Raw genomic sequence first — 14,979 nt, forward strand, 5'->3', positions numbered from 1 at the left:
TCCCCCTTCCCCCTTTCCCTTTTCCCGACAAATGCCAAGAAGTCTAATATCGTTCAGCGATTTTCATAGTTTCTCATAGAACAAGACAGATTGCGTAACTGTCCACTGCATTGAGAGCAAACGTCAACGTGAAATTCACACAAATGGAGAAGTTTTATGGCGGGTAAACTTACAGGTAAGATCGCATTAGTCACAGGTGGTAACAGTGGAATCGGACTCGCTACAGCCCAACGGTTTGTAAAAGAGGGGGCTTACGTCTTTATCACTGGTCGTCGTCAAAACGAACTTGATGCTGCCGTGAAGAAGATTGGAGAAAACGTGACTGCTGTTCAGGCTGATGCATCGAATCTCGCAGATATCGATCGCCTTTACACTACGATTAAGCAGGAGAAAGGACACCTCGATATCCTCTTCGCTAACGCTGGAGGCGGCGAACTTGCTCCACTTGGCTCGATTACCGAGGAGCATTTCGATAAGACCTTTAATACCAATGTCAAGGGTTTACTCTTCACTGTACAAAAAGCACTGCCGTTGATGCCAGAGGGTTCGTCCATCGTTCTCAATGCTTCGACCACTTCCATTCAAGGCACTCCAGCGTTCAGCGTTTACAGCGCGACCAAAGCCGCTGTGCGCTCCTTTGCCCGTAACTGGACACTCGACCTCAAAGAGCGCAAGATTCGCGTCAATGCCATCAGCCCCGGCGTGGTTCCGACTCCTGGTTACAATCTCTTGGGATTGAGTGAGGAACAGGTGCAGGGATTTGTGGCCAGCCAGGTTGACACTATCCCCCTGGGGCGGGTGGGTACACCGGATGAAATCGCTAAGGCTGTTGTTTTCCTTGCCTCGGATGATAGCAGCTTTGTAAATGGCATTGAACTGTTCGTCGATGGTGGTATGGCACAAGTTTAAATGTACTTGCGGAGGATTCCATACTTGTGTTTCCCTAAACGTCTACTCATTACAAAACAACATACAGCAGATTTTAAGTTGGTGAGGTACAAAAATACCCCACCCTAACCCTCCCCGTAGTATTGGCTACGGTGTACACACAAGTACTATCTGCAAGGAGGATTTCAGGCGTTATAGACCTCTTATATCAAGTTCGGGTGATTACTTATAATAAAACTTATCAATGTAGGTTGGGTTGAACAGTAGTGAAACCCAACATGAACAAGGATCAAGTGTTGGGTTTCGTTCCTCAACCCAACCTACAGATATTATAAGTATTTAACCGAACATGATATTAAATCGTCATTACGAGCGCAGTGATAACGGAGCGAAGTAATCACATAATCCCGTGAGTTTTTGCGATAGCCTTCCAGAGCGATCGCCTATTGAAGCAGCAAAGGCAGAGGAGCCTCAAGCTAAAGTTCATTAATCTTAATTGGCGTTGCAATGAGATGCGCGACGTGAAAGTTGTGCGTAGAGGCAGTAGCCTATATAACCTTACAAGGACTAAAATCATGACCGCATATCGTACAGTTTCGATCGATGGTTTAGATATATTTTATCGAGAAGCTGGCTCCCGCAGTAATCCGACAATTCTGCTATTACACGGCTTCCCAACCTCATCTCACATGTTCCGCAATCTGATATCTGCGCTTGCCGATCGCTTCCATCTGGTTGCACCCGATTATCCGGGTTACGGCAACAGTTCCATGCCAACCGTGAATGAGTTTGACTACACATTCGATCGCCTAGCCCAGATCGTGGAGAAATTTATTACCGCGATCGATCTCAAAAAATATAGCCTTTACGTGATGGATTATGGCGCTCCCATTGGCTATCGAATTGCAGCTAAATATCCAGAACGAGTGGAAGCGCTGATTGTTCAAAACGGGAATGCCTACGAAGAAGGTCTGCGCGAATTTTGGGAACCCATCAAGGCTTACTGGCAAGAGCGTTCGCCTGAGAATGCTGACAAGCTTAAACACCTTGTCACCTTGGAAGCCACGAAATGGCAATATACCAACGGTGTTCGCAATATTGAAGCAATCAGCCCTGATACCTGGAATATGGATCAACTGTTCCTCGATCGCCCAGGAAACGATGAGATTCAGCTGGCGCTGCTGTATAGCTATGGCACGAATCCACCATTATATCCGCAATGGCAGGAGTATTTTCGCAAATATCAGCCACCAACCCTGATTGTTTGGGGTAAGAATGACTACATCTTCCCCGCAGAAGGCGCTCATCCGTACAAGCGCGACCTAAAAAACGTGGAGTTGCATTTACTTGATACCGGACATTTTGCCCTGGAAGAAGAAGGCGATGCGATCGCAGACCATATCCGTCGCTTCATTACAACTCACGTTGTAAAGGAGGACATCATCGCAGTCCCCAGTAGTAAATAATCTAAGTATAATTTAGATGCGTTTGCTCTGCTGTCAAGCCAGTTAACTTGACAGTGCCACTTCAAAAGATTATCCACCATTTATAAATCCAAGGAAGATTTATGATTAGTCAAGCAAACTCACAAGCGGTGAAAGTTTTGGAAGTTGCAGAAGATCCGCGTCTTTCCAGGGAAGTGAAGGCATTTTTGAAATTACTGAATTCTGGTGGTGCGCCTTTAGAAACATTACCTCCACTGGAAGCCCGTCAAGTCCTAGTGAATGCACAGGCTGACGTTAAAGTAGACCTTTCAGGCATTGATGAGTCTGAAAAGACGATTACCGTTGACGGGTATTCGATCGCGCTAAACATCGTCCGACCTGAGGGTGTCAAAGGCACATTGCCTGTTTTCATCTTTATTCATGGTGGCGGTTGGGTGCTGGGCGATTATCCAACGCACAAACGCATGGTTCGGGATCTCGTTGTGCTTTCAGGTTTTGCGGCTGTCTTTGTCAACTACACTCGAACTCCAGATGCTCAATATCCGCAGGCTGTCAATGAGATATATGCCGCTACCAAATGGGTAGCCGAGCATGGTGAGGAGATTAATGTTGATGGCAAAAATCTGGCAGTAGTCGGAAACAGTGTCGGGGGTAACATGACAGCTGTAACCACTTTGATGGCGAAAGCGAAAGGGGGCCCGCAGATTAAGTTGCAAATCCTGATGTGGCCGATCGTAGACGCGAATTTTGAAACGGATTCTTATCAACAATTTGGCGAGAAACGTTTCTTGACCACATCTCTGATGAAGTGGATGTATGACCTCTATACGACAGACCTAGAAAAACGCAAAGAAATTTATGCTTCTCCGTTACAGGCTACTGTTGAGCAATTGAAAGGATTGCCTCCGGCGTTAATTCAGGTTGCAGAAAGTGATATCTTGCGTGATGAAGGCGAGGCGTATGGACGCAAGCTAGATGAAGCTGGGGTAAAAGTGACAACCGTGCGTTACAACGGCATGATTCATGACTTTGGACTGCTGAATGGTTTAGCTGAGGTTCCAGCAGTTCGTTCTCTTTTTGTCCAGGCAGCGGCCGAACTGAAGAAATATCTGCAATAGGAAACAATCATTTATTTTACCGCAGTTGCAATTAAGCCTCGTTCTTGTCAGGCTTTGGCGCTCGGCTACGCTCTTGCGGTTACGCGATCGCTTGGGGCAGTCGAAGAACATCGCGGCAATGGTCTGCTTCACTGCTAGTCCACTCAGCGATTTCATGACAGGAACCACAATCAGGATTGACGGAAGTGCCACTCCAACGGTTTGAAAATTGCCAATGCCGTTCTGTCTACGGATGAAGTTGTAAAAGCAATGAAGTAACCTCAACAACCATAGGACTCACCATCATGAAAAAACTAGACGGAGAAATTGCAGTCCAGAGCGCCAAAGACATTCGCGGCCCATCACCATTGATTGCTATCGAAAACGAACCACCGGCCAAGCTGATTGTCGATCCACCGCTTCCCGAACCACTGGCCCAGGGTCGTGTCTTTATCCAGTACCGGACGGAGAACCTGCGCGTGTTGCCGATGTTCGGCAAGGCTGCTCTCGAAGTATCGCCGCGCATCGGTCATATCCATATCACCGTTGACGATGCGCCGTGGCACTTTGTCGATTCCAGCGGGGAAACGATCGTCCTGGTCGGACTGGAACCTGGCGTACACAAGGTGCTGATCGAACTAGCTGACCCCATGCACAAAGTAATCACTAGCGAAACCGTGAAGTTCACGCTGCCCGATCCTAAAAAATCATCATGAAAAAACTAGACGGAAAAATCGCAGTTGTGACGGGGGCATCTAAAGGAATTGGTGCTTCAATTGCCAAACATCTGGCAGCCGAAGGTGCAGCCGTAGTTAGTCAATTACGCCTTTAGTAAAGAAGCGGCCGATCGCCATTTTACACTGCCATACTATGACCAAACCCGAAAATCCTCGACTACCCCTGCCGCCTTTTGATAATGAATCCGCTATCCAAAAAGTCCGAATCGCAGAGGATGCTTGGAACACATGTAACCCTGAACTAGTAGTTCGCCAAGGAAACTTGGCGGGGTAAAGGGGAAGGGGGAAGGGGGAAAGGGTTTAAATCCCTTACCCTTTTCCCTTTCCCCTTTTCCCAGTCCTCACGAGCGCATTTTTGGGTTGGCAGACTACTAGTATCACTTGCTTACACTTCGGATAGCGTTTGGCGCAACCGCTCAGAATTTCTATCTGGTCGTGAGGCGATCGTTCAGTTCTTGACACGTAAGTGGCTTAAAGAATTAGACTACCGCCCGATCAAAGAGCTTTGGGCTTTTCAAGACAACCGCATTGCTGTCCGGTTTGCTTACGAATGGCATGATGATTCTGGCAACTGGTTCGGTTCTTACGGCAATAGACCTCTTGCAAAAATATGTTTTTGCACTCTTAGGGAAAAGGGTAAAGGTTAAAGGGAAAGGATTTTGAGTTTCTTTACCCTTTCCCCCTTACCCTTTACCCCGACTTTTGCAAGAAGTCTAATGAGAATTGGGAATTCGATGAACATGGATTCATGCGATGGCATATTGCCAGCATCAACGACCTGCCAATTCAAAAGAGCGATTCTCCGTTCGCGCAAGCGTGCCGGAGGCATTAGGAGACGCTACGCGATCGCAAATACCACTGGAAACTGGGTCGTCGTCCTGACGATCGTCCCGGATTGTCCGACCTCAATCTTTGAGAAGTTGAAGCAAAGACCTATCAAGCACTCCTTTAATTAACTTATTTTTTGATTCAATTTAAATACTTGACTATTGGCCCAATTTAAAATTCTCATGAAACTCATCTCTGTAAACATCGGACTGCCGCGTGAAGTAACCTGGAAAGGGAAAATAGTTAGCACTGGAATTTTTAAAGAACCAGTTAGCGATCGCGTCATGGTGCGCGTACTCAATTTAGACGGTGATAGGCAAGCCGATCTAACCGTTCATGGAGGAGCAGATAAAGCAGTCTATGTCTATCCGTTCGAGCATTACGATTACTGGCGAGGTGAATTGCCTGATACAGAGCTACCGCTAGGCATCTTTGGCGAAAATTTCACAACCGCTGGACTGAGAGAAGAAGAGGTGAATATTGGCGATCGCTTTCATATCGGCACTGTAAAACTGATGGTGACACAACCTCGCCTACCCTGTTACAAACTTGGGATTCGGTTTGGACGACCTGATATGGTGAAACGATTTCTTGCAAGTCGTCGCACCGGATTTTACTTTCGTGTTTTGCAAGAGGGCGAAGTCGGAGCCGGAGACACTTTAGAGTTGGTGAGCCGGGATGACAACAATATTACTGTTGCTAATATCACTCAGCTTTATACTCGCGAGCAGAACAATCCAGAGTTACTTCACCAAGCTGCTCAACTTGAAGCCTTACCCGAAAGCTGGCGCGACTACTTCCAGGAGCAAAGTCGTCGTCAGGATGTGAAATAGCAAATTATTCAAGAACAATCTATCGCTATGAAGGAGTTATATCATGTCGGGTTGAAGACTTATGATTAGGGTTGATACGGGGACGCGGGGACACGGGGACGCGGAGAATTTTTTTTGATAAGTGATTAAGCGGACATGATATGAGTCATGGATTTAATCGCGTGGGTAGTTCCGCTTATCGCCAAGAAGCCGCAGAATTAGGACGCGATCGCACATTGGCGTTTTTGAAACAGCATTTAGGCAGTGGGGTCAAAGTCTGAAATAGGGCTACTGAAGATAATTCGCCCACCGCGATCGCTCTGGCACAAGATATTCTGATTCTGAATCACTGGAAAAACGCTGCAAATGGCGGGTGATTTTAAGAAAGAGAACGGTGAAAATCAACAAGCAAGGAGAAAACCATGAATGTCAACAAGAATGACACCGCAGGTGACGGCTATAAGGCAGCACTGATCAACTTTGGGTATATCGCCAATGCAGTCCTTTCTACAGATGAAGTTGTAGCAGCAATGCAGTAATGTCAAACTCATCAATTTTACAAAACTCATGAAAACATCTGCGTTACTTCTTGCTCTGCCAATCAGTATCTTAGCTAATTTTTCCTTAAGAGCTTCTGCTGACTCTACTGCTGGTATTCTCCTGAGTACGAAATGCCAGGGTGGGTACAACATCAATATTTGGCAGAATTATACTTCCCGTGAACTGCTCTATCGCGCGACCAGTCCTAACGGTAATTTAAGTTTGGGCAAAGGAACTAGCCAAGCGACAGAAGGTGTTCGAGTGTATAAGTTTCGGAATGGAATTTATGAATATTGGGTGTGGGATGGCACGTTAGATAATCCGCAGTCTGGAACTTTAGAGGTGTATAAAAACAACCGTATCTTGATGAAGCAAGCTTGTAGAAAAAGTTGAATCTTCTTGCGGGTGTTAGCACTTTTTGGAAAAGTGGTCTATCAAATTCATTTTGACGGTTAAAGAGACGCGATAAATCACCGTCTCTACTCTTAATTTATCCATCAATTATTTATTGACGCAGTACTACGGCAAATACGCTATCGCTAAAAGCCTCTTAATCAGCCAGTTTTTTCTGAAATTCATAACACCTTCTAGAAATCGTATTCACCTTATCAAACCCAAAGGGATATGGAAGTGGACACTCAACACTATGACGACATTATTATCGGCGGCGGCAAAGCGGGTAAAACACTAGCACCAGCGCTAGTCGCTGACGGACGTAAAACCGCTCTAGTTGAACGCAGTTTAAACATGATTGGTGGCGGGTGCATTAATATTGCTTGCATTCCTACTAAAACGATGGTGGCGAGTGCCAATGTAGCAAACACAGTGCGAAACAGTGCCGCTTATGGTGTTAAAGCCAATACACCCATTGTTAATTTAGCAGCAGCGATCCAACGAAAACGATCGGTTGTGCAATCTGCGCGTGAAATGAATTTGCACAATCTAGAAACGGCTCTCGATCGCAACTTAATTATTGGCGAAGCAAGGTTTGTTGCTCCTAAAACAATTGAAGTAACGACGACTGAAGGGAACAATCGCTTACTTACCGCCGAACGGTTATTTATTAATACAGGCACACGACCGTTAATTCCATCCATTCCCGGACTTACAGAAGTTGAGTTTTTAACGAGTGAGTCGATTATGGAGCTAGAAAACTTGCCTGAACATCTGATCGTTCTCGGTAGTGGCTATATTGGTTTGGAGTTCGCCCAGATGTTTCGGCGCTTTGGCTCTCGCATTACTGTCATTGGTCAAAACAAGCAAATCCTGTCACAGCAAGATCCAGATATAGCGATCGCAGTTCAAACACTTTTAGAACAAGATGGTATTGAATTCTTATTAAAAGCGAAGGTGTTAAGGGTCGATTGTACTGGTAATGAAACCATCCTGCAAATCCAAGTTGCCGATCGCTCCCTCAGTCTCCAGGGGTCGCATTTGCTTGTCGCCGTTGGTCGTGCGCCCAATACCGAGAGCTTAAATTTACCTGCTGCTGGTGTGGCAACCGATACACGCGGATTTATTCAAGTCAACGATCGCCTGGAGACGAACGTACCCGGAATTTGGGCGTTAGGCGATATCAATGGCGGCCCGCAATACACCCATATATCGCTCGACGATTATCGCATTATCAAAACTAATTTAATTGATGGGGGCGATCGGAGTACAAGCAATCGATTGGTTCCATCCTGTCTGTTCATCGATCCAGAACTGGCTCATGTGGGTTTGACAGAAACTGAAACACGACAACAAGGATATGCTATCCGCGTGGCGAAGGTGGATGCGTCAGCCGTTCCCAGAGCAAGAACACTGGGTCAAACCGATGGACTGCTGAAGGCGATCGTGGATACCGAGACAGGTCGTATTCTAGGGTGTTCCCTGTTGTGTCATGAAGCGGGTGAAGTGATTTCGACGGTGCAGATGGTGATGCAAGCTCAGATGCCTTACACCGTTCTGCGCGACGGTATTTTGACTCATCCCACGATGACCGAAGGGTTAAATATATTGTTTTCCAAGTTGTAAGGAGACAGCAAGCGAAATGGTTTTCGCTTAACTACTTTGGTTCAAGGATGAAGGTGAGCATGGATACCAAAACCATTTGTATCCTATGGTGTTGTATCATATCCAAGTAAAAGACTTATTCATACCACAGTGGGAAGAAAGCCAGGGAGAAAAGAGTTTTAGATTTTTGCATAGATATATCGAACGATCGTTAATTAACCGAACTTGATGTAACAGAGCGCTTTCAATACTAAAGTCATTGGAACAGGTATATGAAACTAAAAGAGAAAATTGCACTGGTTACAGGGAGTAGTCAAGGAATAGGACAGGCGATCGCAATTCGTCTAGCACAGGAAGGAGCAAGTATTGTTATCAACTATCGCTCTCATCCTGAAGGTGCGGAAGAAACCTTATCGAAGGTAAAGGCAGCTGGTGGTCAGTGCCATATAGTAGACGGGTTCACAATTCAAGGAGATACAGGTAAGGTTGCCGATGTGCAGCGCATGATTGCAGACAGTATTTCCCACTTTGGCAAGTTAGATATCTTAGTTAACAATGCAGGAATAGAAAAAAACGCCGATTTTTGGGATGTCACTGAAGCCGATTACGATGCTGTCATGAATGTGAATCTCAAAGGAATATTCTTTGCGACACAAGCATTTGTGCAGCACCTACTAGAAACAAAGCAACCTGGCAAGATTATTAATATTAGTTCTGTACACGAAGAATTACCCTTTCCGCACTTTGCTGCTTACTGTGCTAGCAAAGGTGGCTTGAAAATGCTCACCCGTAATTTGGCTGTAGAACTAGCTCCTCATGGCATTAATATTAATAATGTTGCGCCAGGGGCAATTGAAACTCCCATAAATACTAAACTTTTAAACGATCCACAGAAGTTAGGGGCGCTCCTGAAAAACATTCCTTTGGGAAGATTGGGACAACCAGGAGATGTTGCATCTATAGTTGCATTTCTCGCATCTTCTGAGTCAGATTATGTAACAGGTACAACATTTTTTGTTGACGGTGGGTTGCTCTGGAATTATCAAGAGCAATAGAGAGGCAAGGGGGCAGGGGGGCAAGGGGGCAGAGGGGCAGGGGGAGCAGGAGAGGCAGGGGAAGCAGAGGAGAATAATTAATAACCAATGCCCAATGCCCATTTTAAATTTTGAATTTTAAATTTTAAATTTTGAATTTTGAATTCGGAGCGAAGCGACGTGACTCCAGAAGAAGTTAGATTGCAGGAGGATCGAGAACGTGTTGCCTATTGGAAACGCTGGGGGCCTTATCTCAGCGATCGCCAATGGGGAACGGTGCGGGAAGATTACAGCCATGACGGTTCTGCCTGGGATTATTTTCCTCACGATCATGCCCGATCGCGTGTTTATCGTTGGGGCGAAGACGGCATTGCTGGTATTTCCGATAGTCGGCAACGTTTGTGTTTTGCGATCGCTCTGTGGAATGGTAACGATCCCATTCTCAAAGAACGATTGTTTGGGCTAACGGGCACAGAAGGTAATCACGGTGAGGATGTTAAAGAGTATTACTTTTATCTTGACAATACGCCCACCCATTCCTACATGAAATGCTTGTATAAGTATCCCCAACAAGCATTTCCTTACACGCAACTATTACAAGAAAATCGGCGCAGAAGCAAATTTGAGTCGGAGTTTGAGCTACTTGATACGGGGATCTTTGCCGAGAACCGTTATTTTGATGTTTTTGTCGAGTATGCCAAAGCCGCACCGGAAGATATTTTAATTAAAATTGCGATCGCTAATCGCAGTTCAGAAGCCAGCACACTCCACCTACTGCCAACACTCTGGTTTCGGAATATCTGGGCTTGGAATCCCGAAATTGAGAAACCTTTTATGAAAGTGGTTAGCTCAAATTCCAACTTCAGTTTAATTGAAGCTGAGAATTCTCACTTGGGAACTCGTTGGCTTTACTGCCAAGGAGATACAGAACTTCTGTTTACCGACAACGAAACCAATTACGAACGATTATTTGGTTACAAAAATGACTCAACTTATGTCAAAGATGGCATTAATGAGTATGTTGTAAATGGGAAAACAGCAGCCGTCAATTCCGAGCGCATAGGCACAAAGTTTTCTTCTCACCACAAATTAACAATCAATCCAGGTGAAACTAAAGTTGTACGCTTGCGGTTGAGTGATGTGCAAACACTCACAGATCCTTTTGGCGAAGATTTCGACACAATTTTCCAGACACGGATTGCCGAAGCTGATGAATTTTATCAGGGCATTTGTCCCTTTCCCGTGTCAGAAGATGAGCGCAATATTCAGCGCCAAGCCTTTGCCGGGTTGCTATGGAGCAAGCAGTATTATAACTATGTCGTCAATGACTGGCTCAAGGGCGATCCCCAACAACCACCACCTCCACCGGAACGACAGACTGGACGCAACCATGAGTGGATTTCTCTGTTCAGCGAAGATATTCTCTCGATGCCAGACAAATGGGAATACCCTTGGTTTGCGGCTTGGGATCTAGCATTTCACTTGATTCCCTTAGCTGTCATCGATCCAAATTTTGCCAAGTTGCAGCTAGATCGCCTGACACGCGAATGGTATATGCAGCCCAATGGTCAATTACCTGCTTACGAATGGGCATTTGGTGATGTTAATCCCCCCGTGCAGGCATGGGCAGCTTTGCGCGTTTATCAAATCGAGCAGAAGTCTTGCAAAAAAGCCGATCGCGCTTTTCTGGAAAAGGTCTTTCACAAGCTGCTGCTGAATTTTACTTGGTGGGTAAATCGCAAAGATGTAGAAGGTAAAAACGTCTTTCAGGGTGGATTTTTGGGGCTGGACAACATAGGGGTATTTGACCGCAGCAAGGAATTGCCCACAGGCGGACATCTCAATCAAGCAGATGGTACAAGCTGGATGGGAATGTACTGTTTAAATATGCTAGCGATCGCCCTGGAACTCGCCAAAGAAGATTCTACCTACGAAGACATTGCCAGCAAGTTCTTCGAGCATTTTCTCTACATTGCCGATGCCATTGACGGCATTGGTAATGCAGACATTTCGCTGTGGAATGAAGAAGACGGCTTTTACTACGATGCGCTGCATTTACCTGATGGACGGCAATTTCCGGTGAAAGTACGCTCAATGGTTGGGTTAATTCCCCTCTACGCTGTCACAGTACTGGAATTAGAAACTTTAGAGCGTTTTCCCGGCTTTAAGCGTCGTATGCAATGGTTCATTCGCAATCGCCCAGATTTAAAAGATAATGTCGCCTGCATGGAAACACCGGGGGTAGGTGCAAGAAGGCTGTTAGCGATCGCTTACCAGACAAAGTTAAAACGTATTCTGCAACGGATGCTCGACGAGAATGAATTCTTGAGCGATTACGGAATTCGCGCCATTTCCAAGTATCACCTCAAAGATCCTTATGTATTACATCAAGGCGAACATGATTACTGCGTTCGTTACGAACCCGCCGAATCTACCACAGGTTTGTTTGGCGGTAACTCTAACTGGCGTGGCCCGATTTGGTTCCCGGTAAACTACTTAATTATTGAAGCACTCTGGAAGTTTTATGACTACTTCGGAGATAGCTTGAAGGTAGAATATCCCACAGGTTCCGGGGAAGAAATGACATTAAAGGAAGTAGCGATCGCGCTTTCTCATCGTCTAGTTGCGATTTTTGAGCAAGATCCTGCCGGTCGTCGCCCAGTATATGGCGGTCTGGAAATATTTCAATCCGATCCCCATTGGCGCAACTATATTCTGTTCCACGAATACTTTCACGGAGATAACGGGGCGGGTATTGGAGCCAGTCATCAAACAGGCTGGACAGGATTAGTCGCCGCGCTAATTCTCCAAAATGCTGAACACCGAGCGCAAGAGCAGCATGGAAACATTTAGAAAGCATTTACCAGAATACTTAATGGAAGCAGCACAACTGGGATTATTTCTGATTGCTGCCGGAGTATTTACCTGTGTATTTCAGTATCCTGGTTCCCCGATTCATCAAGCAATTCCCAATGGCGATTTGCGCCGATTTTTAATTGGTGTAGTTATGGGATTGACGGCAATTACCCTGATTTATTCGCCTTGGGGCAAGCAATCCGGCGCACACATGAATCCTGCTGTCACGCTCACATTCTATCGTCTGGGAAAAGTCAAACGTCAGGATGCTATTTTTTACATTCTGTTTCAGTGTTTAGGCGGCTTATTGGGGGTTTATTTGGTGGCATTATTGCTGGGTCAAGTGTTCACTAAAGCCCCAGTGAATTACATCGTCACCGTGCCAGGAACATCAGGGTGGATTGTGGCTGTATTGGGCGAACTAGTCATTGCATTTGTAATGATGATGACTGTTTTGCTAACTAGTAACAACCAGAAACTCAATCGGTTTACAGGTCTATTTGCCGGATTTCTGGTAATGCTTTACGTTTTTTTTGAAGCTCCTCTATCTGGCTTTGGCATGAACCCTGCCCGCAGTCTGGCTTCTGCTTTCCCTGCCCACATTTGGACAGCATTTTGGTTATATGTAATTGTGCCACCTGCGGGGATGTTGCTGGCATCAGGAGTATATCAATATCTATTTGGCAAACGCGCCGTCAAGTGTGCCAAATTGCATCACGCCAATCACAAACGCTGTATTTTTCGCTGTGACTACAATCGTAACGGCAAAATCGATTTGAGCGACTCTCTGCCAATTCCAGGAGAACAATCATGACAACGAACACTCATTATGATGCGATCGTTATCGGCACTGGGGCGGGTGGTGGCACTTTAGCCTATCATCTTGCACCCAGTGGCAAGAAAATTTTAATTTTGGAACGGGGTAAATTTTTACCGCGAGAAAAGGAAAACTGGAGTGCGCTGGAAGTTTACCAAAAAGAACGGTATCACACTCCAGAGCAGTGGTATGACGTAAACCATAAACCCTTCCGTCCAGCAACGAACTACTGGGTTGGTGGTAATACCAAAGTTTATGGTGCAGCTTTGTTGCGATTACGGGAACGCGATTTTGAAGAGGTGGAACACAAGGACGGCATTTCACCAGCATGGCCATTAAAATACCGCGACTTTGAACCGTACTACACTCAAGCAGAGCAGCTTTATGATGTCCACGGTCAAGGAGGTATCGATCCCACCGAGGCAGCTAGGAGTTTACCTTATCCTCATCCTCCCGTACACCATGAACCCCGAATACAGGAACTTGTTAACGGTCTGAGACAAGCTGGTTTGCATCCCTTTAATCTGCCGTTGGGATTGAAACTTAATGAAGTAGATAAAAGCCTGGGGAACTGTATTCGTTGTAATACCTGCGATGGCTTTCCTTGTTTAACTCAAGGTAAAGCCGATGCTGAAGTTAACTGTATTCAACACATTCGCCATAATGAAAATATTACTTTACTGACTGAAGCCAAAGTCACACGGTTACATACAAGTCGGTCTGGTCGAGAAGTCACCCGCGTAGAAGCTGAAATTGACGGTGAAACTCAGTTCTTTACAGGTGATATTGTTGTAGTTGCTTGCGGTGCGATTAACTCAGCAGCATTATTATTGCGATCGCACAATGACCAACATCCCAATGGATTGGCCAACAGTTCCGATTGGGTGGGGCGTAACCTGATGAAACATGTTTGCATGGCAATGGTGCAACTAAATACAAAACTCAATCTTTCTGTTTATCAAAAAACGATCGCCATTAGTGATTTTTATTGGGGCGAATCCGATTTTCCCTACCCAATGGGCTTGGTACAAAATACTGGCAACGTCTTGGCAGATATGCTACCCGCCGAAGTTCCCGCACTGATGGCTCCACTATTAAGGCTGCGACCAGGGGCAGAACTGAAAACAGTTGCCGATCGTACAGTTGGCTGGTGGTTGCAAACAGAAGACTTACCCGATCCTGAGAATCGCGTGCGGGTAGAAAAAGAGCGCCTTTACTTAAACTATAAACCCAACAATTTAGAAGCAAGCGATCGCCTAGCAAAACGCTGGGTAGGTGTTCTCAAGCAGGTCGATCGAGCAGAACACTGTATTCCATTTAGCCTCTATCCCCGCAATATGATGCCACTGCAATCGGTTGGTCATCAATGCGGTACTTGTCGTTTTGGAGAAGACCCAAAAACCTCCGTACTGGATCTTAATTGCCGTACCCATGATGTGGATAATCTCTATGTTGTCGATGCCAGCTTCTTTCCATCCAGTTCCGCCGTCAACCCCACGCTGACCATTATCGCTAATTCATTGCGAGTTGGCGATCGTTTATTAGAGCGCTTGAAGTGACAATACCTTTGCCAAAAAAATCCTACTAAGGTTTGAATTTGGATTCCAACTAAAGTTTGAGCCAATCTTCCATTTTGAGATGAACTGATTCATCAATCATTGTATTGAGCAGAAGTTTCAACTCTGAGTGGACGACAAGTTAAAGTTAATTGCATATATTTAACTCAGACCAATTAAGGCGTTGCTGAATTGAGGTATGAAAATTAAAAATTCCATTTCTCAAACTCTTACTCTCTACGTCTGTGCGTGAAAAAAAATCATACTTTTACTCAGCAACGCCCAAATTAATTTAGCTAAATATTGATAGCAATTTAGTTGCAATATCTAAGTTTGCTTTACACAAAGATAGTAGAGAGAGGGTTATATGT

At 45.4% G+C, this 14,979-nt stretch carries 15 protein-coding genes and 1 pseudogene; all 16 read left to right on the top strand.

The window, feature by feature from the left end; genetic code table 11:
- Nucleotides 1-156: 156 nt before the first annotated feature.
- Nucleotides 157-909 (top strand): glucose 1-dehydrogenase, encoded by a 753-nt coding sequence (locus V7K53_RS03725; protein WP_335196298.1) that lies wholly within the window; start codon nucleotides 157-159, stop codon nucleotides 907-909.
- Nucleotides 910-1,463: 554 nt separating this feature from the next.
- On the top strand, nucleotides 1,464-2,354 hold the full coding sequence (locus tag V7K53_RS03730; protein WP_335196299.1) for an alpha/beta fold hydrolase: 891 nt from the start codon (nucleotides 1,464-1,466) through the stop codon (nucleotides 2,352-2,354).
- Nucleotides 2,355-2,455: 101 nt separating this feature from the next.
- On the top strand, nucleotides 2,456-3,451 hold the full coding sequence (locus V7K53_RS03735; protein ID WP_335196300.1) for an alpha/beta hydrolase: 996 nt from the start codon (nucleotides 2,456-2,458) through the stop codon (nucleotides 3,449-3,451).
- Between the two features lie 25 nt (nucleotides 3,452-3,476).
- The gene (locus V7K53_RS03740; protein ID WP_335196301.1) at nucleotides 3,477-3,656 is read left to right on the top strand and encodes a hypothetical protein; all 180 of its coding nucleotides are present in this window, start codon (nucleotides 3,477-3,479) and stop codon (nucleotides 3,654-3,656) included.
- Nucleotides 3,657-3,735: 79 nt separating this feature from the next.
- Nucleotides 3,736-4,146, top strand: a complete 411-nt coding sequence (locus V7K53_RS03745; protein WP_335196302.1) for a DUF6130 family protein — start codon at nucleotides 3,736-3,738, stop codon at nucleotides 4,144-4,146.
- Complete coding sequence (locus V7K53_RS03750; protein ID WP_442940463.1) at nucleotides 4,143-4,262, top strand: SDR family NAD(P)-dependent oxidoreductase; 120 nt, start codon at nucleotides 4,143-4,145, stop codon at nucleotides 4,260-4,262. The genes V7K53_RS03745 and V7K53_RS03750 overlap by 4 nt, the downstream gene beginning before the upstream one ends.
- Before the next feature lie 38 nt (nucleotides 4,263-4,300).
- On the top strand, nucleotides 4,301-4,441 hold the full coding sequence (locus V7K53_RS03755) for a DUF1348 family protein (RefSeq protein WP_335196303.1): 141 nt from the start codon (nucleotides 4,301-4,303) through the stop codon (nucleotides 4,439-4,441).
- 160 nt (nucleotides 4,442-4,601) lie between these two features.
- Nucleotides 4,602-4,814 (top strand): annotated as a pseudogene (locus V7K53_RS03760) (DUF1348 family protein); the annotation flags it as partial.
- 101 nt (nucleotides 4,815-4,915) lie between these two features.
- Entirely contained in the window at nucleotides 4,916-4,999 is an 84-nt protein-coding gene (locus V7K53_RS03765; RefSeq protein ID WP_335196332.1) for a hypothetical protein, read from the top strand.
- Nucleotides 5,000-5,177: 178 nt separating this feature from the next.
- Entirely contained in the window at nucleotides 5,178-5,828 is a 651-nt protein-coding gene (locus tag V7K53_RS03770) for an MOSC domain-containing protein (RefSeq protein WP_335196304.1), read from the top strand.
- Between the two features lie 546 nt (nucleotides 5,829-6,374).
- Entirely contained in the window at nucleotides 6,375-6,740 is a 366-nt protein-coding gene (locus V7K53_RS03775; protein WP_335196305.1) for a hypothetical protein, read from the top strand.
- Nucleotides 6,741-6,971: 231 nt separating this feature from the next.
- A complete protein-coding gene (locus V7K53_RS03780) occupies nucleotides 6,972-8,366 on the top strand; it encodes a mercuric reductase (RefSeq protein ID WP_335196306.1) in 1,395 nt (464 codons plus the stop codon).
- 251 nt (nucleotides 8,367-8,617) lie between these two features.
- Nucleotides 8,618-9,400: a glucose 1-dehydrogenase gene (locus tag V7K53_RS03785; RefSeq protein ID WP_334900410.1), complete on the top strand. Its 783-nt coding sequence runs from the start codon at nucleotides 8,618-8,620 to the stop codon at nucleotides 9,398-9,400.
- Between the two features lie 159 nt (nucleotides 9,401-9,559).
- On the top strand, nucleotides 9,560-12,232 hold the full coding sequence (locus V7K53_RS03790; RefSeq protein WP_335196307.1) for an MGH1-like glycoside hydrolase domain-containing protein: 2,673 nt from the start codon (nucleotides 9,560-9,562) through the stop codon (nucleotides 12,230-12,232).
- Nucleotides 12,219-13,049, top strand: a complete 831-nt coding sequence (locus V7K53_RS03795) for an MIP/aquaporin family protein (RefSeq protein WP_335196308.1) — start codon at nucleotides 12,219-12,221, stop codon at nucleotides 13,047-13,049. The genes V7K53_RS03790 and V7K53_RS03795 overlap by 14 nt, the downstream gene beginning before the upstream one ends.
- Nucleotides 13,046-14,611, top strand: coding sequence for a GMC family oxidoreductase (locus tag V7K53_RS03800; RefSeq protein ID WP_335196309.1), 1,566 nt, complete (start codon nucleotides 13,046-13,048; stop codon nucleotides 14,609-14,611). The genes V7K53_RS03795 and V7K53_RS03800 overlap by 4 nt, the downstream gene beginning before the upstream one ends.
- The last annotated feature ends 368 nt before the right edge of the window (nucleotides 14,612-14,979 follow it).

Origin of the sequence: Nostoc sp., from assembly GCF_036917355.1 — a bacterium.
In the GTDB taxonomy this organism is placed as follows: domain Bacteria; phylum Cyanobacteriota; class Cyanobacteriia; order Cyanobacteriales; family Nostocaceae; genus Nostoc.